Here is a 26,807-nt window from a genome sequence, read left to right as displayed (position 1 = left end):
CATCGTAGGTTATCAATGTATCGCATTCTTCATAGCGATAGCGGGCAGACAAACATGAAGAAACCTTACTATTCCCGGTTCAGCCATATAATGCCTAAAAAACAGGATCAGAGATTCTATTAACCCTATCTCTGTTTTTCTATCTTCATGCTGACAGATAGTTTCCTAGTGTCACCACTATGGATTATATTTTTTGGGATCCACGTGTTACCTGCAGATATATATATACGCTTAACCCCTCTCATATTTACAGCCAGTGATTGCTTTTTCCCTGGAATAAAAGTCTTTTTTATGACTTTTCCGTCGGCCTCATATAACCTTATTTTGACGTTAGGTGCACCATGCGGGATGAATTGCCCAGTAAGAATTATTTTTATCGGTTCGTTTTGGGTCTTTAGGATTACGTTCTTCCCGATCCACCCATATCTATCATAACTCCCCCACACATTTCCAGAATACACGTAATATTTCATATGGCTTGGGACATGATAAGCCATGCATTGGCCATATTCTTTACTGTCCCAACCTTCATTTTTCACAGCTTTAGCCAACGAAGCCGGAGTATTATGGCATACAACCACATATTTTACATGAAATTGCGAACAGTATGCTCTAAATAAATCGTTGAAATTTCCGCCTGGAATACCAGAAAAAAGGTCTGACGTGACTGGAAGTCTTCTAAATGGCAGGGGAGAAAAACCAACATATCCACCAACCATGTTGAAACTCATTCCTGATTCTAATTGCCAAAACATGGATGGCCCGGTATACCCGAAAGGCAATACTATAACATTAGATCCTGCTAATATTTTATGTTTGGTGAAAATGCTTGGGACGTGTTGACCACCCCAATTGTAAATAGAAATATTTGGAATAATGAAAACAATTGACGCAATTGCTGCCATATATCTTTTCTTAGTCACTTTTTGTGTGGAAAGCCAGAATCCAACAAAAATGGCCACCATTAGGCTTACATAATTTGTAAACCTGGTGGGCAGAGCTCCCCTTATCAGCGGTACATGCGTAAAAAATGTCCATGGCATTATAACGTGTGTATTCACACCATTGACTTGCAAATATGGGCCTAATGAAAAAACGATAATCACTATAAAAATGATGAACAGAGCAATGCCTGTTCTCTTTTGTTCAGCAATGTAATCTCTAATAGCGAATGACGTAAATAAAAGTAACGGCAATCCAATGTATGCGCCTTCTTCCGCATAGTTTCCCGTGAATCGAGAAGCGATGCTGGAAAAAACACTTCTTCCAATTCTTGTTACTGGTGTTGGAATTATATAATTTAGTAGGTCTGATGAGTAGGCTGTTGGGCTGTTAATTATTTTCGGAACGCCAGAAAAGCCTTTGATCAGAAAATATAGAAATGGAAATAATAAAATCGCTGCAAGAACATATGATATAGATAAATATAAGGCCGACACCAGTATCTTTTTGCGCGCCACGTTTTGAAGGAAGACGAACACCGCTATAGAAATAAATCCAAACAATGTGCTTGTCGCCAAAATCTCTGTTGATATTCCGGCTTCAAGAAAAATAATGAACGCCATAATTATTACAAAATAGTATCTGTTTATGTCATCTTTAACGCTCATCACAAATAATAATATGGCCAATGGAACTAAACAGACAAAATCTAGGTTTAGGTGTCCAAGCAACTGACCCATTACATATGAGCCAAAGCCGAACACATAGCCGCCCAGGAAAGCAGCAAAATTATTCTTATATAGATATCTCAACAAAAGAAATGCACAGATTGCATTGAGCGGTGCCGCCAACAAACTTAACAAATTCCAACTAAATATTGGACCAAATAGTATTGTTAATGGGGCTGCGAGTATTGATAATGTTGGGATGGATGTCGCCCAAGTTAGGTTAAATCCACTAGGGCTCCATATATATCGCGCAATAAAAGGATTTAACCCATGAGAAATAGCATATGGCCACCACTTTATAAACCATATGAATGACTCCTGATCACCTCCAGGCATAAATATAGTGTGTTCAAAGTTGTGAGAAAATGGGTGAAAATAAACTATATTAATAAAAATATATAAAAAACAAAATGATAATATAAAAAATATATTGGTGTTCTTTCTGGTGGTGGTCATTCAGAGTCCTTGATGTGTAATATTATGCACTACGCTGCTCGCCGTGGTTTGAATACTATGAGTTTTGAGGATGCAAAATTAAGACTCATTCCAGCCAAAGAGCCAGCAGCTACAGCGAGGACTGGATCCTTTGAAAATGCGGTTATAGTGAGAACCAAGGAAACGTAGACGGCATTATTCGCTGCCGCGCCAACAGAATTAGCCGTCACATATCGGGCCAACTCATACAGCCATCTATCGCTTGCGTGCTCCGCAAAGGTCCAATGACGGTTGATTAGCCATGTTACAGTGACCGCTACACTGAACGCGATTACCTGGGCGAGTATGGGACCAATGCTGAGTACCTGAGTACATAGAGCAACGAGGCCAGCATCTACGAGAAAACCTGCCACACCAGAGATCCCGAATCGAACCATCTGGTGAATTTGTTTATTCCTGATCATGCTGATCACCGTTGGGATACTGAGAGTTCGTTGAGACGTTGCGCACCAAATACACTGGTCTACCTTTTGTCTCTTCATAGATTCTGCCAAGGTACTCACCGATGACACCGAGCGCGATCAGCTGCACACCGCCCAGGAATAAGACGGTAACCATCATGGATGGGTAGCCCTTGACAGGGTTTCCATATACTAGGGTCCCGATAATTAGATAGATCGCGTAGAGGAATGCCAGGCCCGAAACGATCAGTCCTAGATGTGCCGCGAGCTGTAGTGGTACCTTACTGAAGGATGTGATGCCCTCCACAGCAAAATTCCAGAGCTTCCAGTAGTTCCAGGTGGTTTTCCCAGATAGACGAGGATCTCTATGGTAATACACAACGGTTGTTCGGAAACCCACCCATGCAAAAAGGCCCTTCATGAACCTGCGGCGCTCAGGAAGTCTTTGCAATGCTTCCAATACCGGTCGGGAAAGGAGTCGGAAGTCCCCGGTGTCTTCAGGTATCGGTATGTCACTCATCCGGTTGATAAACCGATAGAATGCGTGAGCACTGGCCCGCTTGAGCCATGACTCCCCTTTTCTTGATAGGCGCACCGCGTTGACAACGTCATACCCTTCTTGCCACTTGGCCAGAAGATCTGGGATAAGCTCTGGAGGGTCTTGGAGGTCAGCATCGAGCGGAATGGCGCAGTCTCCACGGGCGTGATCCAGCCCCGCAGTGAGCGCAGCTTCTTTGCCAAAATTACGGGAGAGATCGATGACCACCACTCTGGGATCCGTTTGGTGCAGAGCCAGCAGACGATCCAGTGTATCGTCTTTGCTGCCATCGTTGACGCACACTAGTTCCCACGACTTCTGCGTTTGCTCCATGATGGCAAGGGCGCGCTCGTAGAGGACGGAAAGATTGCCCGCCTCGTTATGACAGGGTACGACCAGGGAAACCTCGTGATGTTCTGCAGCCACTTCCAGCCTTTGATTAGGTTTTATAGATGGTTGAATGATATCACAGACGACTTATCGGCATCCATGCATGTTCAACACCTGGCACAGAAGATCATTCTGTCCCATGGTGCGCCCTCGATGATAACTCCAACCGGTTGTTTTTCAAAGGTTTGTCATGAACGGCCAACATAAGACAAAACAATGACCCCCCCCCCCAGCCTGGGTACGCACAAAGGGCCAAGGTAACCCATCCACATGTCCGCTTTCAGTCTAACGCGACACACCTTGGCTAAAAAAAGAAGCAAGCCACTCCATGGGCAGCCTGCTTCCTCTGGCTCTCACTGGAAGGCTTCCTACGCCGCAGCTTGTTCCGATTTGCGGCCGACAGATTGACCAGAAGCGTCCTCACCACTGAAAAACTCCTCCAGCACGGCCTCCCGTTCCTCGTCGGTTTCTTCCAGGAGCCCATTGCTGAGTCCCAGTCTGGCTGCGGCTTCCCATGCATGGTTGGTCTCTTTATCTGTCTCTTGTTTGCTTGCCAAGAGAAAAGATGGTTTCTTGTTCTGTGCATTTGTAGTTTCCTTGATTGGAAGCTTTGCTATTTATACTCGTTATGGTAAAAAATTATTTCTCCCAAAACTTCTTTGGCTTTGTTTTGTTGTCTATAATCGTTTTTATTATCCATCCAAGTGCCCCAATAGCTACAGTGGCCACAGTCGCTATAGATGCTTTTTCAGCAACGGAATTTACAGTGTCACTTTTTATTTGCGCTTCCGTGACCCTAACCTTAGACTCTTCATTCCAGTTTGGGTCAATGTATAAGGCTAAAAACGATTCTGCGTTGCGTAGTCGTTTTGCGTCAATCTCTTCCGAAGCTTTTAGAATTATATTTGAAAAAATTTCTGCCACTCCAGTCGTTTGGCTTAATAGTAACTCTTTAAAGTTGAACAGATCATCACTTAGTCGCTGACTAATTTGCTCGTTCTCTACCCCGACCTGCTGCCTCGAAGCGATATGTTTTATGAGCTTGACTCCGATGTTGATAATGTCTTCGTTCATTTTGATTTCCTTTGGGTGACTATGGTCGCTTTTTATTGAGCATAAAAAAAGCGCTATGATTGTATTCATAGCGCTTTCCGGTAGGTACAATCAGAAGCTTTTTAAGGGCGATGGCAGCGCTTGTCAAAGCACTATACGCAAGCGGGAACTTACTCTGAAAAAAACTCCTCCAGCACAGCCTCCCGTTCCTCGTCGGTCTCTTCCAAGATCCCGTTACTGAGGCCTTGTCTGGCTGCGGCTTCCAATGCATGATCCGCCTCTTGATGTTCCTTCCCATGGATTGTAGCTTGCCCCAGCACCTCGGCGGTGTCTACTCCCTCCCGTAGGGTCAGGTCCACGTAGTAGATGGGTGCCCGATGACTTTGTGTCGTACTCTTGGCCCGCAGCTTTAGGGACAGCGGCAGATACTTTGCGGCGCCCTGCGTCACGGCGTTCCAGTAGCTGAGCCGTGCCGCCAGGGTGCGGATACTGTTGAAGCCCGTGGTACGAAAGATGAATGACGCCAAGGGATCATCCTGTCCTTCAATCTGCACGTTGAGCCGCCCATAAGGCTTGCACCGCGCTTCCTGCCCAAAACCACAGAGTTGTGGCCCCGGACAAGTTACCGACTGCATGCCGTCCTGCGTCATCCGCCGGGCGCTTTCTCCGTTGCCCACACAAAGCGGCCTGCCCGTGGTTTTGTCAAAGGCGCTATAATCCGCCCGGAGGTTCAGATCGGGGTCATTGAAGAGCAACGTCACGGGAATAGACCGCAGCTTTTGAGTGCCTTGTTGCTGTTGTAATTGCAGATGCAGCGGATGCAGCATCCATTCTCCCTGCTGCTGCACCTGGGTGGTGATGGTGAAGGCGTCATCCTTTTCGGGCAGGCGCTTGCCGTTCTTCTCTACAACCTTGCCGATGGCAATCCGCCCCAATACGGGCGGGGTGATGGCGAGTCCTTTGATCATGATAATGTCTCCTTACTCTGCTTGTACGGTGAATCGGCGACTGCCGGGTTTGGTGATCCAATACGGCGCTACCCAATCCGGGTGTTCTTGAATAAGGCTCTGAGTGTCCAGAGTTCGGCTGTCCTTGCTGGTTTTCCACAGCACCTTGCCTTGCAGGAACAGAGCGCCTTCGGCATCCCCGAGACTTTCCTTCATGCGCTGCTCCAGAATGGCTTCGTGGACTTCGGCGGCCTTGCTCTTGGCACGGGCTTGGATAAGCTCCCGGAAGAGGGCATTCATGGCCCCATGCTCGGTGTAATCCACCAAAGTGGCCGTGGAGCGGGGATAGAGCCATTGCAGGGCCTTGCCACTGGATTCCGTGCCATCTGCTTCGGGGGGGGTGTCAGAGCTGACGTAATGCCAGAATGCCTGCTCAGCGTGCAGCAATTCGGACAACTCCCCACCGTCCGGTTCTATCCGGTAGGTCCGAAACTCCTGCCCCCCAATGAGCACCGCCACTTCGGCCCAGCTTTTGCCGGTCACGAGGAGCTGATGCAGTACCTGGATGCGGTAATGCTCGGGTACCCCTTCTTCCCAGAAGCCCTGACTACGCAGTCCCGCCGTTTTGATTTCGAGGATCCCACCCCCCTCAATGATCCGGTCCAGATTGGCCAACAGATAGGGATGCTCGGGATGTTGCAGAATGGCATTCACCCGCCGCACCTTCTTGCCGGTCTGTTCGGCATAGGCTTGGGCAATGAGCGGTTCCAGTAAGGTGCCCCAACGGACGGCATCTTTCTGGGAGAGGTCCTCTGCGGACTTACGGCTTGTCTTCTCCAACCATAGTGCCAAAGGTGCGGTGTAGGGAGACTTGCCGATGGCGGCGGCGGCATCACTGGAGCCAATGCCCTTGTGCCGCCATTGCAGCCACTCCTCTCGGGACAGGCTGCGGGTAGAAACTAATTTCAATGCACTCATGGTGTTCCTCCAAAAATGAAAAAGCCCCCAAGGTAAAAACCTTGAGGGCGGTTGAGAGAGATTACTGCGGGAAAGGCTGCCGGCACTCAAGCCACCAGTTTCAGCGCCTCCGTCCAGGCTTTGGCCTTGATGCCCGCACCCTGACCAAACCAGGCAGAGTCCAAACGGGTATCCTGACTCTTGGCCCGGCGGTGGTGGTCTACATATTCGGTGACGGCATTGACCAGTCCCCATGCGGTGCCATTACTGGATGCCAACTGACTGCCCTTGCCTTGACCGGCAAAGAGTTCAATGACGCCCTTCAGCGCCTTTTCGTTGGGCTGTGCCGTTAAGGGCGCATCCCGGTCTCCCAGCACGCTGATGACGAACTTCGTCACATCCAGGCGGTTGACCTTCCGTTCGGCCAGCACCTGAGCGGACTCGGCAAAACGGTTCCAGGCCGTAACACCCACACCCAATGCCGCTTTGACGGCATCGGGATCAAACGTCGTGGAATGGGGTACCTTGATGGCGCCATCTTTGCCTTGCTCCAATGAAAGCTGCAGGGTGTTGTTGCAGACCACCCGCACCGAAGTGAACTGCGCCGTGGTGGCCAGGGTGCCGTCACAGCTGGTGGCCAGCAGCAGATAGCCTTTGACCCGATCAGCACCACGCAGCAGAAACTCCTCTCCAGTACGTGCCAGCGCCCAGAGTTTCTTGCCACCCTTCAAGACACCGGCAGTCTCCAGGGCAAAGCCACCGACCTCCACCAGATCACGGTAAAACTCCAGAATCTCCCTGGGTTGAACCACCTTATAACGGGGAGAAACTACGGACAGGGGGGCCAAGGTATCCGACCGATACAGCACCTTGGCATCCGGGTTGGGATGGATGTTGAAATTACTGCCGGTACCGACACGAAACAGGACATCAGTGGTCTTGATCTCCCAGTCCATGCCCGCCGCCTGCAGCCAGACGTCCAAAGGCTGCTTTTCCAACAGCCGATTCCCCAAGCCGTGCCATGGGGTCTCTCTTATAAATGCCATTGTTTCTACCAAATGGGCCATAACACAATCCTCCTTAATCCATTTCCCGATCCAAAAGATGACTGGCCACCTGTATGGCCAGACCCAGCCAAAACCGTAAATTGTATATCCATTTCATTGAATCCTCCGAATGAAATAACGGGGCGGTGTTGCTCCTGGATTCTTATACCATTTTTTTGAGAAAAATTAGGTTCAATAAAAAAACACACACTAAAATTAATGCGTAAGTGGACAGAAACTGCATAAGTGGTTTTTGTCGTTTCCGAAGCCAATCTCAGACATGGAGGTTTCTTATGAGTGACACTGGCAGTAGTGAAGTCTACAAACTAGTCCACCGGGCCGGTGGGCCAACCTTCGTAGCTTCCCAGCTACGCGTTTCTTCTTCAACCTTACATAGCTGGATGCGGGAGGGGCGGGTTCCTTCTGCTCAACGCCACATTCAGTTGATTCAATTAGTTAAAAAAGTAGAGGAGTATTTGAAATGAGCATACAAAGTAGTAAGTTTATGACTGACGCGCAGAGTTTTCACGCAAATGAATATGCTGAAGAACTCGTCAGTTCCACCCCTTTTAATCTAACTGGAAAACACACCATGAACCCTGAAGAAAACACTGGTTTTAATTTGAGTGACAATTATTCTGAATCTTGCAGTTTTAATGACGGCGGGACATATCGTGAGCCATATAGTGACCCTTCTGAAATCTGGATAGAAGACATGGAACAGGCCAAAGCAATGGCCATGGATCAGTGGATCATTCGGGAGGCGCGTGCAGAGTTGCGTGCAATTGAGGATGCTCTGGATCTGTGCAGAGAAGCAGAGCAAATGGTGAAAGATACGTTAAGCACTAAAAAGAACCTGCTTAAGTACCATAAGAAAGAACTCAGCCTGGATAACATGGTCTATGGCAAACCCACCAAGAAACGCCAAGCAAAGGCCGAGCTGTATTCTGCATGGTGCCAACGCTTACCTTATGGACTGAAAAGGGGAACATATTATGACGGTACCGAGGTGCTTCATCTGGTGAATCGGTATTACCTGGTCCGGGACCAGAACCATCCGGAAAAATATGTCAGTCCGCAGGTAAATGAGCTTGGTTTTGTTCTGGAATTTGACCCGCGTATGATCGTAAATATGGATCAAGGCCATATCTGGCTTTATAACTCGCGTTCTGAGCCGTGGTCCTCTCCGCAGAATGCGAAGCAATATCTGCGTAGGCTACAGTACCTGATGGCCGCTTTGGAGTGCAAACGTGCTTCACTACGGGTGGTTGCGGGGGTTTAGTGGTTCGGACATGGAAATTATGTCTGTACGTGAACACCTCTTCTTCCCACAAAATGGGGGAGGGGGGCACCACTCACCGTCTGGTTCTTGCTTTACCCGGCATGAGCGTGCCTGGAATTGGACGCCAAGCGTCTACTATACGTCTACTGACATGAAAAAAGGCACCTAGGAGAACTTCCTAAGTGCCTGTTTTGTTTGGTGGGTTGTGAGGGGATCGAACCCACGACCCGCTGATTAAGAGTCTTGCGGTCTGGCATTTATGACGGTTTATCGACTCTCATGTATCTATATTTATCAGATAGTTATAAAGATACTACCCTTACCAAATTTGACGTATTTACCGTAATTTGGTTGGATATAGGTTGGATGATCCAACCGGAATCAGTAGGTCTGATCGTTCTGTTGATCGTGCTCGTAACATAATGTTTTTTATAATGATAGACTGGATGCGCGATCGAATGACTGAAAATCACTGGTTCCAGATTTTGAAAGGAGACCACGATGACTGAAAAAGTGAACTTCACCAAGGCCAGTCTTTCGGCGCTGGAACCAATCCCCGGCAAGCGGCGCCGCGTCTATGACGAAAAACAGAAGGGCTTGGCCGTATATGTTTCCCCAGCCGGGACCAAGACCTTCTATTGCATTCGCAAGGTAGACGGCAGGGTGGAGGAAATTCGCATAGGCGATGCCGCTACCGTGACCATTGAGACAGCTCGCACAACCGCTGCTGGGATCATCAACCAGATTGCCGCAGGGACTAACCCGGCTGAGCAGAGGCGCATCAAGAAGGCAGAGATGACGTTCTCCGATCTGTTCAGCGAATGGGTGAAGGATTGCCGCGCCAAGGGCAAAAAAAGCCTGGGCAACGACGAGCGCAACTTTCGTCTACACCTGCAAGAGATCGCCAAGAAGAAACTGTCCGAAATCGAACGTCAGCATATTCGCGCGCTGCACCGGAAGGTCAGCACGGGAGCCGGGATCTATCAGGGCAACCGTGTCTTGGCCTTGGTCCGTGCCGTGTTCAATTTCGGAATCAACACGCTGGATATTCCGCGACTGGCCAATCCGGCTGCTGGCCTTAAGATGAACCGAGAGGAAAGCCGGGATCGTCGCCTGCACGCCGATGAAATGCCAAGATTCTTTGAGGCACTGGCCGCCGAGGAAAGTCCGGACGTGCGCGACTATGTCATGCTGTCGCTGCTGACCGGGGCACGTCGGGCCAACGTGCTGGCGATGCATTGGCAGGAGATCAATCTAGAGCGCAAAACCTGGACCATTCCAAGCTCCAAGGCAAAGGCTGGCGATAGCATCGCCGTACCTCTCACCGACGCCGCCATAGAGGTGCTGCAGTCCCGCGCAGAGACATCCGGGGCGCAGGGGTGGGTATTCCCCGGACCGGGCAGGACAGGCCATCTCGTAGAACCCAAAAAAGGCTGGCAACGTCTATTGCAGCGAGCAGGCATTGATGACCTACGCATCCATGACTTGCGCCGTTCGCTCGCATCCTTTCAGATCGATGCCGGGGTATCTCTGGCCGTCATCGGCAAGGGGCTGGGACACCACTCGCAGCAAACCACTGCCGTCTACGCAAGGTTGGCGCAAGACCCCGTTGCCGATGCCTGGCAGAAAGGTACGGACGCCATCCTGGTCGCGGCTGGGGTCAAGCAATCTGTTGAGATCACGCCGATGAAGAAATTGCCCAGTCATCGCAAAAACGCTATAGTATGAAGTGGAGCGCAGAGACCCTCGACAAGTGTGTTGATGATGAACTCAAAGCCCTGCCGTCCGCGTTGCGCGCGCGACTGTTGCGGATAGTGGAGCTCATTGAGCAGGTGGGGCTGGAGCAGGTCCACGAGCCACACATCAAGCACCTGGAAGACAAGCTCTGGGAAATACGCGCCAAGGCGCCGGATGGGATTGCCAGAGCAATATATGTCACTGCAACAGGGAGACGGCTGGTCATCCTGCATGCTTTCGTCAAGAAAGCGCAGAAGACGCCCAAGCGGGCCATAGAGACGGCACGGCAACGCGCCAAGGAGGTTTTGCAATGAGCCGCTTATCGGAACTGAAAGAGCAATGGATGAAAGACCCCGCGTTCAAAACGGAGTACGACGCGCTGGAAGGTGAGTTCAACCTTGCCCGCGAGTTGATCGAAGCCCGGACCCGCGCTGGATTGTCGCAAGCGGAGTTGGCGCAACGCATGGGCACCACCCAATCGGCTATTGCCCGCCTGGAAAGTGGCAAATCCCCGCCATCCATGCGAACCATTGCGCGGATCGCAGAAGCTACCGGAAGCCGGGCCGTAGTGCGGCTGGAGCCGCGCCCTTGAATGAGTGCGTCACAGACGCGCAGATCACCGAGAACACGTTGACTGAGCAGCGAATGCGCGGGAGCCGATTGGCGATTCATCGCGAATGAAAACCCTATCTTGCTCCTCAGAATTGCTAAGGCGGTCGCCGCCAAGGATGTAGCAGATTGCGACCATTACACTCCTCCCATTCTTATTTCCAACGGGACGCACTTAAGAGGATGCGGAAAAAATCCGTAGAAACGCCCTGGCGCTATCGGATTTGGTCAAAAATTGCCGAATAGGCAGCCCTATCAGGCCTGTTTTGCCCGCTGTTGCAGTCTTTTTGGGGCCATTTTGGGATTCCAGACGCAGTACTCCCATCAGGCCACCCCCAACCGCACCATGCGGACCAGGTTGTAGGCGACGGTGACCAAGGAAAAGTGCAGACCGACCCGTTCCAAACCACGGAATCGGGTTTTCCGCATCCCTCCCACAGTCTTCATCCAGCCGAAGATGGATTCTATCCGCCGCCGGACGTGGATGCTCATGGCATAGCCCCGGTGGCGAGTAGTCCGGGCATCGATGGCCGAGCCTTTTCGCTTGCGGGCTACATGAGGGGTCACATTCCGATCCCGGAGATTCTGGACGAAGCCGTGGCGGTCATAGCCCTTGTCGGCACCGAGGGTGATGCGCTGGTTCCCGCCCAGATCGTCCACGAGTTGGACGGCGGCGTCGACTTCCGCCGTACCGTCGGCGGTGGTGACCTGCTCTCCGGCAATCAATCCATGCCGATTATCCATGAGCACATGCCCAAGATAGGCCAAGCGGGAAGCTTCGCCGGGCGCCTTTTTGTAGAGCCGGGCATCGGGGTCGGTCACCGAGGCGTGAGTCTCGTTACTGCGCGACTGGCCGCGGAAATCGGAACCATCGCCCTCACGGTCCTCGGGATCTTTCGGCCGGAAGGACTTCTGCGAAGCCCAAGCTTCCAGCAGGGTGCCATCGACGGAGAAATGCTCTTCGGAAAGCAGATTCTGGCCGCGGGCCTGTTCCAGTACGGATCGGAAGAATTCCCGTACCGTCCCATGATCCAGCAACCGATCGCGATTCTTAGTAAAGACCGTGGGCACCCAGACGTCGTCGTCCATTCCCAAACCGACAAACCAACGGAACAGCAGGTTGTAGTTGAGTTGCTCCATCAGCTGCCGTTCCGAGCGGATGCTGTAAAACACCTGCAGCAGTAGCGCCCGCAGGAGAAACTCCGGGGGAATGGAGGGGCGACCGTAGGTCGAGTACATCGTGCTGAAGTGGCTATCCATCTCCGCCAGGGAGCGATCCACGATAGCTCGGATCGCTCTCAGCGGATGGTCCTGGGGCACCCGTTGCTCCGGGGAAACGTAGCTGAACAACCCTTGGGTCTCTACCTTCGCTCCACGCATCTTTCCAACCCCCGCTGCACCATTTTGCCCAGTATACCACCGACTTTTTCATCACCGTCTTAATGACACTGACACTCCCGGAACCTGACTACTACGAGTTGGCGGAACTTACCAAGAGATGGGATGTCTCGGAATCATACCTTTTACGGCTCGGGGCTGAAGGTAAGCTACAGTTCGTATGGCCAATACCGCATAACATATGGGTCTGGGTCGCTGGTGATTCTGATGATCCGGATACGGTAGAAAATCTAGAAAGTCTTTTTCCCAGTCTGCCATATGGGCACCTTTGTATTCGAGTTTCTCGTAAAGCAGAAAAAGGACTTGAAGGTCAAGAAATAAGGCCATTTGAGAGAGGTAGAGTGCGTGTTGCGCACGAAATATGGCGCAAAATAAAAGCGCACAGAATTGAAATTAGCGTATCTGGTATGGCCGTTTTATCCCAAAGCTCTCTCCAGGCCTGGGATAAAGAGATTAGAGGGCTAGGCGATAATGTGTTGGAGAGCGTCAGTCATTTTACTGGGGCCGAGAATAGGATCTTTGATGTGCCAGATGAACGGTCGTTTTGGATGTATGAAGTTCGAGACTCAACAACCTCCTATGGTGGTCTGCTTCCACCTTTGCCAGCGGGATATCATTTCGAGACTGCGTCACTCATAACGGTCGATGAACTGGCCGTGCTCAGTTCTGAGGTCCGGCGCGTAGAAAATCAGCGTGAGGAAGCAGAAAAGGTAGCCAAGAATGATATATTGCCAGGTAGTGCACAGAATAGCCGGAAGATCTTGCTGACCATCATCCACGCGCTTTGTAAGGAAGCCGGAATCAACCCCAAGGATCGCGGGTTTACTAGCAAGATGACCCGTTTGCTCGAGTTGCAAGGAACGCCTGCCTCAGAGCGCACCATCCGTGACCTGAAAAATGACATCCCGGAAGCTATGCGCTGCCGCAAGGAAAAATAGCTCTTTTCAAAACGGCAAACGGCAAATAGGTCTATTTGCCGCATCGCCCTGAATTCTCCCGCCATCATTGTCTCACGATATCTGGAATTGTGAGGCAATCCCAATGCATAGTAACACTGAATCTGTGGACACGATTGTGGCGGAGATTGGTCGTACCCTCGGCTACCCACCTGAAGCCATCCCCGTACAAATCAACGAAAAGCTTGCTTCTGAAGTGTTGGGCGTCAAAGTCTCTACCCTGACTAACTGGCGCACCACTGGGCGTTATAACTTGCCCTACATAAAAGTTGGCCGATTGGTGCGTTATCGAGTAGCAGATCTTGCCGCTTGGCTTGCTAAGCGCCGACAGGGTGCTGAGAGCTGATCCAATGGCCTCAGATATCATTGAGCAATTTACTCAGGCCCTGGCTGCTGGGGGCATTGAGCTTGCCCCAGGCCAGAGCATAAACCCAGACGGAAAACTGCACCGGGTGCGTCTCGCCGGTGACAAGCCGGGGCAACGGACAGGCTGGTACCGTTTACACTCCGACCCACCGCCTGCTGGCGTTGCTGGTGACTGGCGGACCGGTCGCCGGGTGAAGTGGTGCGCCAATCGCAGACAAACCCTCACCGCCATCGAACTAGCCATTCTGCGCCGCCGAATCGATCAGGAGCGCGCTGCCGCTCAGGCCGAAAGGGAAGCTCAATACTGGGACGCCGCCAAGCGTGGTGCATGGGTCTGGAAGCATGCCAGGCCTACCACCCCAGACCACGATTACCTACGCAGAAAAGGCGTAGAGCCCGGCATTGCCCGCCAACGCGGTGACGCTTTGGTCCTGCCTGTGCTGGATTTCCCGGGATATCTGCGCGGAGTGCAGTACATCCGGCCGGACGGTCAAAAGCGATTCCTCAGCGGCATGAAAAAGGCCGGGGCTTTTATCCCAGTAGCAGAAAAGCCGGACGGAAAACGCCAACTATGGATTGCCGAGGGCTGGGCCACCGCCTGTACTCTCCAAGCCTTGCGCCCGCTCGTCTGCGTCATTGCCGGACTCGACGCCGGCAACCTTGCCAGCGTGGCCATTGAAGCCCGCCGCCGATGGCCTGCGCTGGACATCGTGGTATGTCCGGACTTCGACAGCGTTGGTACCACCAAGGGCCGGGATGCGGCCCTTGCCGCTCGCGCCCGTATTCTGCCACCGCCCGCTGAGATCCCACCGGGCTGCACCGATTGGAACGATTTTATGGCCTTCAGACGGCAGGCGGTGATCCATGCTTGAGAGCGACTGGACGCGAAACGTCCTGCCCTACGGTGATGGGTGCGCACCCTGCCGCAAGTCCCCATCTGAGCCCGCTGGTGTGGACGGTGGCTTTCCAGAACCACAGCCACTGGTGGACCTGCCGCGCGTGGATGTGGCCGGGGTGATCGATACCCCCTCGCCGCCACCGGATTTTGTCTGGAACGGCATGGTGCCCCGTGGTCACATCTGTCTGCTATCTGGGCATGGTGGGAGCGGCAAGAGCACCCTCGCGCTGCAACTGGCCGTTGCGGTGGCAATGGGCATGCCTCTCCTGGGAGTACCGACAACGCCTGGCCGTGTGCTGGTTTTCTCTGGGGAGGATGCGGAGCCTTTGCTGCGCCATCGCCTGGCCACCCTCTGCCACGCTCTGGACGTAAATCCACATGCCCTGGCCGAGCGTCTGCTGGTGCTGGATGCAACCGAAAATCCCGCGCTTGGCGAATCGGTTCGCGATCGGGAAACGGGTCGCGATTTTATCGCGCCGACCACCATATATAAGCGACTGTGGGAAATTCTTACCGAGCACCAGCCCGTCTTCGTCATTGTGGACAATGCCAGCGATGTTTTTGAGGGTAACGAAAACGATCGATCACAGGTCCGAGGTTTTGTGCGATCCCTGGCGAGGATATGCCGCCAATTGGAGAGTCATCCAGCGATCCTGCTGCTGACCCATACGCCCAAGCAGGCCGTGAACGGTCGGGGCGAAAGCTACAGCGGCAGCACAGCCTGGCACAATTCCGCACGCGCGCGCCTATCGCTCACACCCGCCAAGGATGACGACAGCCGCCTAACCCTGAGCCTCGACAAGTTGAACATTGGCCCGCGAACTGCCGAGCCGCTGCATCTGGTGCGCTCTCATGGTGGAGTGCTGGAGCTGGATGAGAACGCACACGACGCGGAGGACGCGGCCAACGAACCGCCGACCAGCACCCTGCTGCGCCTCCTGGCGGATTTCGTTAGGCGAGGGGAGCGTGTCAGCCCGGAGCCAAAAGCCCACACCAACGCATGGGCCATGCTGCGAGACGAAGTGGGGTTCCCGCGCAAAAAATACCGCAACGCCGGCGCACTACTCACCGCCATGAGGCAACTCGAGCGGGAAGGACTCATCAGCCGGGAGGACTATCGCGATGCCTACCGCAAGTCCCGAACGGCATGGGCTTTGACCGCCAAAGGATGGGAGGCTGTCGGAGAAAGTGCGCCTTCTGCGTCCTCTGCGCCTTCATATGATGAGAGCGCACCTGTCACAGCCACTCATGTGAGCGCGCCTTCTGCGCCCTCACATAGAGCAGGGGGTATGGGGGATAGAGAGCGCGCCCATGAAGGCGCACTAGGAGGTGTAGCCGATGGGCAATAACCCTTCTCTCTCTTTGGCGGAATCATCCTGCGTGGGAGCACCTACTCGTGTGTCTTGTGGCACCTGCGCCCACTTCCAACCCGATACCATCAACCCGCCACAAGGGTTAGGCCGTTGCACGCGCACGCTCTCCGGTTTGCCGCCCAAGGGCGGATCGGGGTACGGCGTCTGCTATCCCTTCAGCCTGCGCGTTTGCACGCACTATGAACTCATCAAGGAGGGAGAAGATGATCAAACGACCCTCTCATCTTGACGATGCGGATCGGTGGTTGCTCGAGCATGATCCACTGCTCTCCAAGACCACGTCCGAGGCTCTCGCAAATCGTCGTATCCGGCAACAGCATGCTCAGGGCATGGCGCTACTGAAGGATGCGGTAGTGGCGTCAGGGGCAGCCGCACCGTTTCTGGAGGATGACCGAACCGCAGAGCGTCTCATTCGGCTGGCCCCGCCCGCAATCCGCAAGCTGGTGGCCTTGCGTCTGGAGTTCCCGAGTGCAAGCCAGGCACAACTGGGTAGGATGATGGGCTGCTCACGGCAAGCGGTAAGCAAAAAACGCCGACGGCTGTTGGCCTATCTCGAGGCCATGGCGGCATGCCCTCTCACCCAAACATCCGGATCGGTCACGGCAGCACCCTATTTTATGGAGCCCAATGGACAACTCGCTTGGGATTTTATAGAGTGTGAGTAGGACATGAATGCGGACGTCAGGATGCGTATTTTCCTTGGCTGGTCGTTCTGTAATCGAGTTAGCTGGGTGGGAACAATCGCCTTTGTTCATGCGCACAGCGCTGACGATAGTAGCGACCATGTCCGTTGTCACTGTAAAGACTGGCCACGCGATTATTCTGTAGAGAACGTGCCAATGGCAGGAACGCAGCGGAAGCAGTCGTTCGCGAGATCCATATTATCGACTCAGGAGTACTCTATTTCTCAGGATTGTTCCGCACAGAATACCATTTCCGAAAAACCACCAAACTCCAGATGGATTCTACGATGCCAAACGGCCACGTTCCGGCAAGAAACCCGTAGATCGCAGAACCGATGCAGCTTATTCCAAATGCGAGGGTAAACCACGATGATTTTTGCTCCAGAGCATAAAATACCATCATCAAAGTTACCACCGATGCGCCGTATATCGTCAGGAGATTCACGTTTTTCTCCAGTTCTGCGTATCAAAACCCCACTACTAAGACGAGCCACAGAAAACTACGGTTGAGCAACTGCATAGTATTGCGCACACTAAATAGTGAGCATCCACCAACAAGTTTCCCAACCGTCTAGCCTATAGAAATTCAGGTAAGAATTACTGTTTCCTCTTTGTGCGTTCCATCCAGGTTTTCTTTGCCAACATAGTGTATATCTTTTTTTGTGCTGGAGTTAGGAGCGAATAACCTTTCAAGTGATACGGAACCATTTCCCATGCGAGGAGTGTCTCAGCTTTCCCAACATTGTAAATATCACGTTTTAATACCGACTCATCAGGCGTTCTAGCTGCTGCATTTCTCTTGTAAATAGCATAGGCTTTCTGCAATTTTTTATCATCAGTAATGGTGCTGATAGCCATGCCATCCTTGAGCTTTTCTTCCTGAGCAACTTGATTCTTGGTTAGGCCAAATTCCTTGGCGTTATGTAGTATCCAGTAAGGGCCAGGATGATATCGCTTAAAAATTTGTGAAAATCCCAATGAATGAGCTCGGAAATATTTCTGAGCTTGCATTTTTTGTTCTTTTGTCATATGCGATAGTTGCATTGTTGTGAGCGCATATGATGAAGAGCTAAAAAGGCCAATTATCGCTACGGATAAGCCATATACTAGAATACTTCGTTTCATACGATTATCTCCTAAATGTTCATTTACTACGCGAACCGTTCCTTGTCGGACTAGTCTAATGGAGTGGCTGCTCCCAGTCTGAATTTGCCATTCTCCGCATTCGATAATATCTCCGCAAGCCCCGTAGGTGCAATGTTCCCGCAGATCTGCCATAGTTGGCACATCATCCGGCTTTGAGAAAAAAATCAACGTGCACGGCATCGTACGGTAAAATAAAACCCGCCGCCTGGCGCTCGATGATCCCCGCATCCAACAGTGCATGAACATCAAGATGGACAGATTTCACGTCGCGCCCCGTCCGCCGTGTGATTTCACGTAACGCCAGCGGACCCGCACCCACCATGACCTTCAGGAGTTCCCACCGCTTTGCGGTCAAAACCTTCCAGAGCAGCTCGGGAGAATCAAAGCTGATAGAGGTCTCGGTCGGCGTCAAGTCCTCCATAGCCTGCGCGGCGTTCGCTAGGCTGTCGCGTAGGGACCGGACCTCAATCGTCAGGGTGTTCATCATTCCACCTCGCAATATCTTCGAAGAAATCGGCCATCAACTGCCGCGGGCTGAAGAATCGGTAAACTTCTTCCTTGCTGCCCAGGTGCCGATGGTCTCCTTTCCCAGCCTCGTTGTCGTAGCGCAGTACGCACTCGCCGAGAACCACATAAGCGAGCCGATATTTGAATGAGTGCGCGCTGCCTGGTACCGGGTTAGCAACATGCCAGACCACGATCTCGGCGAAGCGCGTCTCCGAAAGAACGACTCGGCGTTGAGCCAGTTTTGTGGCCTTCATGGGCTAAGAGTAGCCATGGGCAGCATTGTTGGCAAGGGAACCAACACCAAATGGTTCGTCGACAGTGGATCCGTTTCTGGTTCCCTCTCGGTAGCGACGAAACTTACGCGCTTAGCGACAACTCGCCCAAACCGGGTTGACGCTACCAGCGGAGTCCGTGATCTTGCGCGGGGCTCTCTTCAGTGGCCCATCCGGGGATATGCCGGACGCCGGCAACCTGCGCATCCCGATACGACGATAATCCCCAGTCCGTCGTTTGCTCCCGGAGGACTCTTCGGGCACCATCCTACCCTTCACCGTCATCCTCCGTGGAGGACTCATCCGTCCCGATACCGCCTATACCCAGGAACTCCTGCAGCTCGACCCCCTGGCCGATCACTGCCGCATGACCTTCCTGATCGCCACCTGCGCGTTTCCCTTCGATGTAGCCCGCTCATTGGAGTTGGCATTGTTCCGGACCTACGCCGTTCCACGGATATCCGCACTGTTGCGCAGCACAGGTGAGCTCACAGAACGAACCCGAAAACGCTACGACGACACCGATCTCTTGCTCAGCGAGATCATCGAGCACGGCTACGATAGCCCAAGGGGGAAGGCCGCCATCGCCAACATCAATGGCCAACACGCACGCTATCCCATTCGGAATGAAGACTATCTCTATGTGCTGTCCACCTTCGTCTACGAACCGATCCGCTGGATAGACCGCTATGGGTACCGCCCCCTGCGGGGGCGCGAACGACTGGCCTGGTTCTACTTTTGGCGTGCCGTCGGTGAGCGCATGCACATTCAAGACATCCCCATGGACTATGGGGAGTTCGAGCGGTTCAACATCGCCTATGAAAGCGCGCGATTCCGCTTTGCTCAGTCCAACCGCGACGTTGCCCGGCAGACCTCTGATCTGCTGCTCGGATTCTATCTGCCTCGTGCCTTCTTCGCTTTGGGCCGCCCCGCCATCCATGCCTTGCTCGATGCGCCCCTGCTATCCGCCTTGGGCATTCCCTCTCAACCTACCTGGCGGACCTGGACACTGACCCAAGCACTACGCCTGCGAGGGAGAGTTGCTGCCGCATTGCCTCTGCACCAAAGACCTGTTCTACGTACACGATTACGTCGGCCAAGCTACCCTACGGGCTACACTCTCGACGAACTTGGTCCGAGGTAAGTCGACGACACTGAAAATGGGGGATTTGCCACTGTCATGCCATTGTTTGCACGAAGTTTTCTGCAGCTAAAAGAAAAGCAAATGCAATTGCAGCGCCGGGATCCGTATTTGCGCAGTACGATCATCACCGTCCTGGTTCTCATCGCGTATTTCATGGGCTATGGCCTTGATGAACTGGTACCCACCCATGTTACAGCAGCAGTCATTGGCGCATTATGGTCAGCGGTCACGGTCTTGGCCGTCTTCAAGGATCACTGGCAGGAAACACGATCCAGTATTTGGGCCACCTTGATCTCAGGCATCCTGGGCGCCCTTGCCGCGGTGATTTATCTAACGTACATTGCGACTCGCGCCACCCCGGAGAATGAAAGAAAATGCGAGTGGGTGGTGGCGGGTAGAGATCGCGCAAAATTTTGGTGACTTGATCCCGTATCTAACGTGACCCGCCGGACCGACTCGTACCCCGGATTGCCTCTCAGAGAGCGCACATTAAAAGGACCGTCTGTGGCTTGCTGCAGGCTGGTTGATTCGGTCTCGGCATCCGCCGCCTCCCGACTTACCAGTATAGAGCGAGAGGGAATGTGATGGAACTACAACCAATTTTTCAACGGGTCATCGGTCTGGATATCCATCAGGCGCAAGTGACGGCTTGCGCTATCGTGGCCGACCCTGATGGCCAGATTCATGTAGAGCGTCGCCAGTTCGGTGCTTTCAAGAAGGACCGCCGCGCTCTGGCGGAATGGTGTTTGTCCTTTCAGCCGGATGAGGTGGTCATGGAGAGCACAGGGATTTATTGGAAAAGCCCCTATGCCGCACTGGAAAAGGTGGGCATCCAGGCCAAAGTGGTGAATGCCCGTCATGTCAAACAGGTGCCCGGTCGCAAGACCGATGTGGGGGATGCGGAGTGGTTGGCCATGTTGGCACGTGCGGGCTTGTTACGAGGTTCGTTTGTCCCGCCTGCCGCGCTGCGGGAATTACGCCTGATTGCCCGTCAGCGACAAAAGTTGGTGGGCATGCTGGCGGCAGAGAAGAACCGGCTGCACAAGGTGCTGACCGATGGTGGCATTCGCTTGGGTGTCGTCGTCAGCGACATTCACGGACAATCGGCGCGGGCCATGATCAAGGCGCTGATTCAGGGCGCCACTGCCCAGGAAGTGCTGTCCCTGGCGAGCCGTCGCCTCAAGGCCAGCCGGGCGGAGATACTGGATGCGCTGCAGGGCGATTTGAGTGCCAGCCATGGTTTTGTGCTGGAAGAAACGATGCGTCATATCGAAGCCCTGGAGGCCCAGATCGCCCGCTTTGACGCCCGATTACTGGAGGGTTTGCAACCACAACAGCACGCGCTGACCTTGCTGCAGACCTTGCCGGGAGTGGACCTTATGGGAGCGGCCTTGCTGCTGGTGGAAATGGGCGACGACATGAGTGTCTTCGGCAGCGCCGATCGCCTGGCTTCGTGGACCGGACTTTGCCCTGGGAACAACGAGTCAGCGGGCAAACGGAAAAGCGGACGCACGCGGAAAGGCAATCCCTATGTGCGGCGCGTGCTCTGTGAATGCGCCCATGCCGCCAGTCGCACCCGATGCGCCTTACAATCCAAATTTCAAAGCCTCGTGGTGCGCCGTGGGCATAAACGATCCATTGTCGCCCTGGCCCATAAAATGCTCCGCATCATCTACTTCATGCTCTCTCGCGGTACATATTACCGGGATGCCGCCACCGACTATGAAGCGTTGAGCGTGCAACGCAATGCCTCCCGCTGGGTGAAAAAGCTGATCAAGTTCGGATTCCTCCCCGATCCAGCCTAGCTTCATCCCGCTTACAACCTATGGCCAAAATCGGTCAGGGATGCGTGCGCCCCTCAGGCTGTTTCTTTCACATTAATTTACCTTCCGCCGAACATGGGATCCTTGGCCGTGGTGATAGGTCTATCCTTACTACTCAGCCAAATATTAGGGTTTGCTGACCGCGGGCGGTAGGTCGTATCGACACTACTGCTGATCGTGATTTTATCCCATTTGAATACTAGCCCTCCATGGCTGAATGCTACCATGCGGATGGGCGAAGTTCTGCTTGGTGCCATGGTAGGACTTTTCGGCGGATACATGTTGCATGTACTGCCGGTAATCAGGCCAAAATAGCAGCGTAAGCTGTCGTTCAGTCTTAGCGCTTACTCAGCCAAAACACCTTTCTTACGGGGCGCAAAGACGTCGGTACTGATTTTGCTTCGTGGATGGCAGGCTGACTTTTAACTTGGAGAGGAAACGACATGAACTTCAGAATATTAGCAATTATTTTGATTATATCGTCAGGCCTCTTTTCCTGCATCAGTCAGGGTAACACCCTATCCGATGCACAGGCACTTTCTGGTCTTCATTTAGCCAAGGCGGTGTTTCTGGTTAACATCAAAAATCCCAATGCTGTTGCCCACTTGGTAAAAGTTATCGGCCTAACCCGTAAACAGCTTCTACAACAGAAGGTAACGCCACATTTCATCGTGGTCTTTATTGGACCAGACGTTGCCTTCTTGACAAAAAACCGTAGGGGAATCCCGTATACCGAGGAACGAGCTGTTGCAACTATCGAGCATGAGATTGGTATGCTCACCAAGGAAGGTATCCGCTTCCAGGCCTGCGGTGTTGCTCTCCATGGCATGGATGTTCATCCCTCTGCGTTGATACCAACTGTACAGCCTGTCGAGAGTGGCTTCATCTCGGTGATTGCTTACCAGCAGCGAGGATACGCCTTGGTTCCCGTGTATTGATGGCTCAATATCCCACGCTGTGCCTAACGCTCATCATCCTGGCGCCCTGATGTCAACCCTGGCGCCAAGAGTAAGAGCGTTTCGTTGTGAGGATCAGTTTGCTTTGGGAATACTTTTCAGAGCTGCGATAACTGCGGAGTCGATACGCTGTGCTGTCCTATTGGCGGGAGTCTTCTGAACATACGCGATGCGCTCAGGATACACGATCGTGGTAGACATACCCTTTCCGTACACTGTTAGATTCAAGGGGCAGAGCGAAGCGGACTTCCAGTCACTGTTGAGTAACTGACTAAAAAACATTGGGTTGCAAAATACAAAAGCCTGTACATCGGTGAACTGACCCTTATTCAGGTGAGGGATATGCAACTGCATTTCTTTCGCTTCGATTCGCTTCAATATGTCCAGATGCATCACGACCTTGAAGTGGTGTGCAGCCAAGGCGCGCGCCAGCTCTGGGGCGACTTGATTGATTGGTGCCGAAATGGTCTCAACATACAGGTCGGTCGCGCCGGCTACAGACGTCATGAATATGGCGGCTGTGATACCTGCAAGAATTGTTACAGAGCTTCTCATTTCACATCTCCTAAAAATAAGTAAATCATAATAAAAACAGATTGCGCTGTTCCTTGTCGGACATTAGTACAAGGCCTAGCTGCGCCATTTCGCGCCACTCTGAGGATGGTTGTCAATATTTTCAAAGCGGCACGAATAATGCTTACACGAACAACCAATTAACACAAGTCCAAAGGAGTGGAACAATGAATGGTCCCGTCGCGGCAAAACGTCGACTCGCTATCGCTCTGGCGGTAAGTTCGATTGGCATATGCTTCACAACAGCGTCGGCAGCAAACTGGTTTAAAATTCAGGATACCAACACCAAGAATGTTCCTCTGATTTCTGGGTTTATCGAACCAGATGTTTTCGCGATGGCGGGAACGCCGGCAGAGATCTATAATCCAGCTCTGAAACGATATATTTCCGCTGTACCCCATGACAATTTGGTGGGGCCGAATTTTTCAAATAGCACTACGGGTATTATCCAGCGTGCTCGTTTAATGATCCGAGGGTGGATCAATCCACATATTTCTTACTTTTTTGCGGGTGAATTTGGGAATAATGCCGCTACTATGGTCAGGGGGCAGTATACTCCACAACTGCAAGATGGTCGTTTCACGTTCAGTGGCTACGTTCCCGGGGTGCGCATTGAAGCAGGAATAATCCGCGCACCGAGTGCGGAAGATGCCATGAATGGGTACATGAGCTACAACTATGTGGTTTTCCCCACAGTCATCAATCAGCTAATGCTGCAACCATTTTATGAGGCGAGTCCGTCATCGCCCTATGCAACAGGTCCCAGTGGATCTGTGCTTGTCCCCTCTTCTGAAGCCCTCGGAGTCAACGCGTTCCGGTACCCAGGTATTCAGCTTTTTGACTGGAAGACATGGGGACACTGGCAGGTCGCTTACGGGGCCATGGTCGGCATGTATGGAAGCGTAGCGGCGGGGAATCTCTCCAATAGTCCCCTGTATGCAGCCCGACTTCAGGGATCATATATCTTCGGTGGGCACGGCCCGTTCCGCAGTGATGTCACCGCTTGGGTTTGGTACCAGAACGCACAGCCGGACTATCTTGGCCACGCATATACCATGCAGCGGGAGGGGGCTGGATTTCAGTACCTGCAAGGCTACATGCACCAATGGGGTCGCAGGCTGAAATTCGAGTATATGCGAGGTAATGGATGGATCTCTGCGCCTGCCGCCTTCAGTCAAGCACTCGGCTTGCAGCCAGCACTGTACAATGATCAGTTGTATACGAACATTAACAACACTGCCAACGGATATTATATCGAGGGAGGGCTTTTCCTCACCAAACGGATTGAGGCGGATGTTCGCTATGACTATTACAATCGTCTCCCCAACTTAGAGGCAGCGGGTCAGGAGCGAATTTTCAAGACCTGGGCTCTTGCCCTGCAGTACCACTTCACACCGTTCACAAAATTGATGGCGGGATACTATTTCCGCACGCTCAAGGCCCCAGGGGTGGCACCAAACAGCCCCGGCGCAGCCGTTAGCGCTGCAACCGACAATGAGTTTGCCATGCAGGCGATGATCAGTTTTTGAGGCGAGGAGGCCAACCTAATGATGTTTCTAAAACACGCAGTGAATAAACTGTTTCTGGGGATGTTGTTCATTATCTTCGGAACAACATTGGCGGTAGCCAATGTTTCAATGCTACATGATTTTCATTTCGATCATCCCGCTTTCGTTCACGATCACCCGTTTGCGAACAGAAAGCTAGTGGTACAAATCAGTCAGGATAACCCGGCGCGATGGAACTTGGCTCTGAATACCAGCCAGAATATTTTAAACTATTTCGGGCAAGAAAAAGTCCAAGTAGTGATAGTCGCATTCGGGCCCGGTCTGAAATTCTTGCTGGCGAACAGCCCGATGAAACAAAGAATAGCGGCATTGAATGCAGAAGGCGTTGAATTTGATGCATGCCACAACACCATGCTCCAGTTTAAAAAGAAGTTAGGGCATATGCCAAAGTTGGTTCCTTCTGCGGTTATTGTCCCTGCTGGCATAGTCAGAATTATGCAATTAGAGAGCCATGGATTTGACTACGTAAAACCCTAGCCAAATTGGCTGATGGCAGGGAGCATATGAGCATTGAAAGTCGATTTCAATTTTGCCGCAACACGCCTATTTAACGAGCTGATTTCTAGGCAAGACTTTAGCTGGCGTTAGGAAACCAGAGATTTTCAATAGTCAAGTATTACTGGGAGTGTAGCGCCAAATCTGTACCCTTCGGGCAGTGCTGACGCAGCACGCCCATTGGCAATTAGGTAAGTGGGCCGCTGCCAGGGGCTATGTGGGTCAGCAAAATACTCACGCAGCAGGATACGCTTCTACAGCTCTTCGTGTCGCGGCATTTTCTTACCTTAGTCGTAGGTCAGGGTCTTTCACAGCGCTTGATATATAGCCTCGAGTGAAACCCGCTGACTGGGGTCTTCCGGGTGCTCCATACGCAATCTCCCGACAATCTGCTCCGGTGACCAAGCGTGCTAGACAATTTGGCGCTATACAAGCTCCGCCAGAGCACTGCCGACGAGTAGCGCCCACGCCCCGTACTCTACCGCTTGTGGCATATGTTCCCAATGACCGCTTTCAGTCTTTTTCAGTCCTTTGAGATCACGTCAATCCTCATCTTCAAGAACTCTCGGGTGTTGAGCCTAGTATAAGATTTCAGCGTCTGCAATGTCCCGCAGCTACCGGCGATCGTCGCAGGTATACACTTGGCGTGGACCATTCGTGCTTGGTTTCTCATCATACGAATGGCCCGGCAGAGAATCAACCGACCTTGCCAGGCTAAAGAGGATGGAAGGTGATGCTGGAGCCTCAAGGTCCCGGCGGTGCCTTGGTGAGCACGCACACATAGTCTGGCCCTGCCTGATGGCAATATCGCTTGCCATTGGTGTACCGCTGGATGGGTTCGGGTGTGACCCGGTCGGTGGCATGCAGGTAGATGTCGTTGGCGATCCAGCCGGTCAGGATCAGCACCAGAATCACCGCCCCGGTAGCTGCGTATGACCAGGTGAGATCTGCTCGCACAGCCGCCTGGGCAGCTTTCCTCGCCTCGTCGGTGAAGGTGGCCAGCGCCTCCTGCTTTGCACCTTGGATATAGCGTTGCACAGCCTCTCCCGAAAGCTGGGACGCAAGCGCCTGCTCTGCTTTCTCCAGCTTGAGGCTGCCGCTCTGCAAGGCCTTTCCCAGGGTTTCCCCGCCTTTCTTCATAGACTGGTCGAGGAGGGGCTCCACCTCCGCATAAAAGTTCCGGGCGAACTTACCACCCCCTGCCTCGAGTCGCGTCATAAATGCGTCAGATTGCCCCGCGATGCTTGCCGACACCTCGTTGGCCGCTCGTTTCGCGCCCCGGTAGATGACCTCCGGGATTTTCGCCACCTGGGTGGATAAATCGGTCGCCGCCTCCATGGACACTGCCGCCGCCTGGTAGGAGATCTTCGTCGCCAGTACCGCGCCCCACATCGGGTCGTCCGGGCCGATCCGAAAGCGCGTTGACCAGCCGAGGAATCCACCAAGATCCTCCGCACTGATCCCCTTCAGTACCTGGGACATCGGTTCCGTGTTCGTCGTCTCTTTCTGGGTCTCATCGCGCAT

At 52.8% G+C, this 26,807-nt stretch carries 30 protein-coding genes; 15 read left to right on the top strand and 15 right to left on the bottom strand.

The window, feature by feature from the left end; all coding sequences use genetic code 11:
* Positions 1-125: 125 nt before the first annotated feature.
* The 8 genes from M5D89_RS09865 to M5D89_RS09835 form a co-directional block, all read right to left on the bottom strand.
* Positions 126-2,126 (bottom strand): hypothetical protein, encoded by a 2,001-nt coding sequence (locus tag M5D89_RS09865; RefSeq protein ID WP_248885637.1) that lies wholly within the window; start codon positions 2,124-2,126, stop codon positions 126-128.
* Between the two features lie 29 nt (positions 2,127-2,155).
* Positions 2,156-2,542 carry a GtrA family protein gene (locus tag M5D89_RS14445; RefSeq protein ID WP_431307172.1) on the bottom strand — a complete coding sequence of 129 codons (387 nt, stop codon included), beginning with the start codon at positions 2,540-2,542 and terminating at the stop codon, positions 2,156-2,158.
* A gap of 13 nt (positions 2,543-2,555) precedes the next feature.
* Positions 2,556-3,530 carry a glycosyltransferase family 2 protein gene (locus M5D89_RS09860; protein ID WP_248885636.1) on the bottom strand — a complete coding sequence of 325 codons (975 nt, stop codon included), beginning with the start codon at positions 3,528-3,530 and terminating at the stop codon, positions 2,556-2,558.
* Positions 3,531-3,862: 332 nt separating this feature from the next.
* Entirely contained in the window at positions 3,863-4,051 is a 189-nt protein-coding gene (locus M5D89_RS09855; protein ID WP_248885635.1) for a hypothetical protein, read from the bottom strand.
* A gap of 82 nt (positions 4,052-4,133) precedes the next feature.
* Positions 4,134-4,568: a hypothetical protein gene (locus M5D89_RS09850; RefSeq protein ID WP_248885634.1), complete on the bottom strand. Its 435-nt coding sequence runs from the start codon at positions 4,566-4,568 to the stop codon at positions 4,134-4,136.
* Between the two features lie 149 nt (positions 4,569-4,717).
* Positions 4,718-5,515, bottom strand: a complete 798-nt coding sequence (locus M5D89_RS09845; RefSeq protein WP_248885633.1) for a recombination directionality factor — start codon at positions 5,513-5,515, stop codon at positions 4,718-4,720.
* A 12-nt stretch (positions 5,516-5,527) separates the two neighbouring features.
* Positions 5,528-6,472, bottom strand: a complete 945-nt coding sequence (locus tag M5D89_RS09840) for a YqaJ viral recombinase family nuclease (RefSeq protein ID WP_248885632.1) — start codon at positions 6,470-6,472, stop codon at positions 5,528-5,530.
* Between the two features lie 86 nt (positions 6,473-6,558).
* A complete protein-coding gene (locus M5D89_RS09835) occupies positions 6,559-7,518 on the bottom strand; it encodes a DUF932 domain-containing protein (protein WP_248885631.1) in 960 nt (319 codons plus the stop codon).
* Between the two features lie 460 nt (positions 7,519-7,978).
* Between M5D89_RS09835 and M5D89_RS09830 the strand changes: the two genes are divergently transcribed.
* From M5D89_RS09830 to M5D89_RS09815, 4 genes are all read left to right on the top strand, one after another.
* On the top strand, positions 7,979-8,779 hold the full coding sequence (locus M5D89_RS09830; RefSeq protein ID WP_248885630.1) for a hypothetical protein: 801 nt from the start codon (positions 7,979-7,981) through the stop codon (positions 8,777-8,779).
* A 501-nt stretch (positions 8,780-9,280) separates the two neighbouring features.
* Complete coding sequence (locus M5D89_RS09825) at positions 9,281-10,507, top strand: tyrosine-type recombinase/integrase (RefSeq protein WP_248885629.1); 1,227 nt, start codon at positions 9,281-9,283, stop codon at positions 10,505-10,507.
* Positions 10,504-10,830, top strand: a complete 327-nt coding sequence (locus M5D89_RS09820; RefSeq protein ID WP_248885627.1) for a type II toxin-antitoxin system RelE/ParE family toxin — start codon at positions 10,504-10,506, stop codon at positions 10,828-10,830. The genes M5D89_RS09825 and M5D89_RS09820 overlap by 4 nt, the downstream gene beginning before the upstream one ends.
* The gene (locus M5D89_RS09815; RefSeq protein WP_248885626.1) at positions 10,827-11,108 is read left to right on the top strand and encodes a helix-turn-helix domain-containing protein; all 282 of its coding nucleotides are present in this window, start codon (positions 10,827-10,829) and stop codon (positions 11,106-11,108) included. The genes M5D89_RS09820 and M5D89_RS09815 overlap by 4 nt, the downstream gene beginning before the upstream one ends.
* 341 nt (positions 11,109-11,449) lie before the next feature.
* Here M5D89_RS09815 and M5D89_RS09810 read toward each other — a convergent pair whose 3' ends face one another.
* Positions 11,450-12,505 (bottom strand): IS5 family transposase, encoded by a 1,056-nt coding sequence (locus M5D89_RS09810; protein ID WP_248884234.1) that lies wholly within the window; start codon positions 12,503-12,505, stop codon positions 11,450-11,452.
* A gap of 359 nt (positions 12,506-12,864) precedes the next feature.
* Here M5D89_RS09810 and M5D89_RS09805 point away from each other — a divergent pair, with 359 nt between their 5' ends.
* From M5D89_RS09805 to M5D89_RS09785, 5 genes are all read left to right on the top strand, one after another.
* The gene (locus M5D89_RS09805; protein ID WP_248885625.1) at positions 12,865-13,461 is read left to right on the top strand and encodes a hypothetical protein; all 597 of its coding nucleotides are present in this window, start codon (positions 12,865-12,867) and stop codon (positions 13,459-13,461) included.
* A 103-nt stretch (positions 13,462-13,564) separates the two neighbouring features.
* Positions 13,565-13,825, top strand: coding sequence for a helix-turn-helix domain-containing protein (locus M5D89_RS09800; RefSeq protein WP_248885624.1), 261 nt, complete (start codon positions 13,565-13,567; stop codon positions 13,823-13,825).
* A 4-nt stretch (positions 13,826-13,829) separates the two neighbouring features.
* The gene (locus tag M5D89_RS09795) at positions 13,830-14,717 is read left to right on the top strand and encodes a toprim domain-containing protein (protein ID WP_248885622.1); all 888 of its coding nucleotides are present in this window, start codon (positions 13,830-13,832) and stop codon (positions 14,715-14,717) included.
* Complete coding sequence (locus M5D89_RS09790; protein ID WP_248885620.1) at positions 14,710-16,092, top strand: AAA family ATPase; 1,383 nt, start codon at positions 14,710-14,712, stop codon at positions 16,090-16,092. Before M5D89_RS09795 ends, M5D89_RS09790 begins: the two co-directional genes overlap by 8 nt.
* 227 nt (positions 16,093-16,319) lie before the next feature.
* Entirely contained in the window at positions 16,320-16,781 is a 462-nt protein-coding gene (locus M5D89_RS09785; RefSeq protein ID WP_248885619.1) for a hypothetical protein, read from the top strand.
* A gap of 235 nt (positions 16,782-17,016) precedes the next feature.
* Here M5D89_RS09785 and M5D89_RS09780 read toward each other — a convergent pair whose 3' ends face one another.
* The 4 genes from M5D89_RS09780 to M5D89_RS09765 all read right to left on the bottom strand — a co-directional run bounded on the left by M5D89_RS09780 (position 17,017) and on the right by M5D89_RS09765 (position 18,706).
* Positions 17,017-17,244, bottom strand: coding sequence for a hypothetical protein (locus tag M5D89_RS09780; protein WP_248885618.1), 228 nt, complete (start codon positions 17,242-17,244; stop codon positions 17,017-17,019).
* Between the two features lie 152 nt (positions 17,245-17,396).
* Positions 17,397-17,924, bottom strand: coding sequence for a hypothetical protein (locus M5D89_RS09775; RefSeq protein WP_248885617.1), 528 nt, complete (start codon positions 17,922-17,924; stop codon positions 17,397-17,399).
* Positions 17,925-18,087: 163 nt separating this feature from the next.
* Positions 18,088-18,432: an HVO_A0114 family putative DNA-binding protein gene (locus M5D89_RS09770; RefSeq protein ID WP_248885616.1), complete on the bottom strand. Its 345-nt coding sequence runs from the start codon at positions 18,430-18,432 to the stop codon at positions 18,088-18,090.
* A complete protein-coding gene (locus M5D89_RS09765) occupies positions 18,410-18,706 on the bottom strand; it encodes a toxin-antitoxin system TumE family protein (RefSeq protein WP_248885614.1) in 297 nt (98 codons plus the stop codon). The genes M5D89_RS09770 and M5D89_RS09765 overlap by 23 nt, the downstream gene beginning before the upstream one ends.
* 256 nt (positions 18,707-18,962) lie before the next feature.
* Here M5D89_RS09765 and M5D89_RS09760 point away from each other — a divergent pair, with 256 nt between their 5' ends.
* From M5D89_RS09760 to M5D89_RS09745, 4 genes are all read left to right on the top strand, one after another.
* On the top strand, positions 18,963-19,868 hold the full coding sequence (locus M5D89_RS09760) for an oxygenase MpaB family protein (RefSeq protein WP_248885613.1): 906 nt from the start codon (positions 18,963-18,965) through the stop codon (positions 19,866-19,868).
* A 36-nt stretch (positions 19,869-19,904) separates the two neighbouring features.
* Positions 19,905-20,288: a hypothetical protein gene (locus M5D89_RS09755; RefSeq protein ID WP_248885611.1), complete on the top strand. Its 384-nt coding sequence runs from the start codon at positions 19,905-19,907 to the stop codon at positions 20,286-20,288.
* 164 nt (positions 20,289-20,452) lie between these two features.
* Positions 20,453-21,673: an IS110 family RNA-guided transposase gene (locus M5D89_RS09750; RefSeq protein WP_215864884.1), complete on the top strand. Its 1,221-nt coding sequence runs from the start codon at positions 20,453-20,455 to the stop codon at positions 21,671-21,673.
* A gap of 461 nt (positions 21,674-22,134) precedes the next feature.
* A complete protein-coding gene (locus tag M5D89_RS09745; protein ID WP_248885610.1) occupies positions 22,135-22,629 on the top strand; it encodes a DsrE family protein in 495 nt (164 codons plus the stop codon).
* 93 nt (positions 22,630-22,722) lie between these two features.
* On the opposite strand, the gene M5D89_RS09740 is transcribed toward M5D89_RS09745, so the two are convergent.
* Positions 22,723-23,202 (bottom strand): DUF302 domain-containing protein, encoded by a 480-nt coding sequence (locus tag M5D89_RS09740; protein ID WP_248885609.1) that lies wholly within the window; start codon positions 23,200-23,202, stop codon positions 22,723-22,725.
* 185 nt (positions 23,203-23,387) lie between these two features.
* On the opposite strand from M5D89_RS09740, the gene M5D89_RS09735 reads away from it, so the two are divergent.
* Positions 23,388-24,749 carry a porin gene (locus M5D89_RS09735; RefSeq protein ID WP_248885607.1) on the top strand — a complete coding sequence of 454 codons (1,362 nt, stop codon included), beginning with the start codon at positions 23,388-23,390 and terminating at the stop codon, positions 24,747-24,749.
* A gap of 18 nt (positions 24,750-24,767) precedes the next feature.
* Positions 24,768-25,265: a DsrE family protein gene (locus M5D89_RS09730; RefSeq protein WP_201765144.1), complete on the top strand. Its 498-nt coding sequence runs from the start codon at positions 24,768-24,770 to the stop codon at positions 25,263-25,265.
* A 762-nt stretch (positions 25,266-26,027) separates the two neighbouring features.
* Here the strand turns inward: M5D89_RS09730 and M5D89_RS09720 are convergent.
* Positions 26,028-26,807: a hypothetical protein gene (locus M5D89_RS09720; protein ID WP_248885606.1), complete on the bottom strand. Its 780-nt coding sequence runs from the start codon at positions 26,805-26,807 to the stop codon at positions 26,028-26,030.

The sequence above is a fragment of the Acidithiobacillus acidisediminis genome, assembly GCF_023277115.1.
Classification (GTDB): Bacteria; Pseudomonadota; Gammaproteobacteria; order Acidithiobacillales; family Acidithiobacillaceae; genus Igneacidithiobacillus; species Igneacidithiobacillus acidisediminis.
This window is presented reverse-complemented; position numbering and strand designations above follow the sequence as displayed.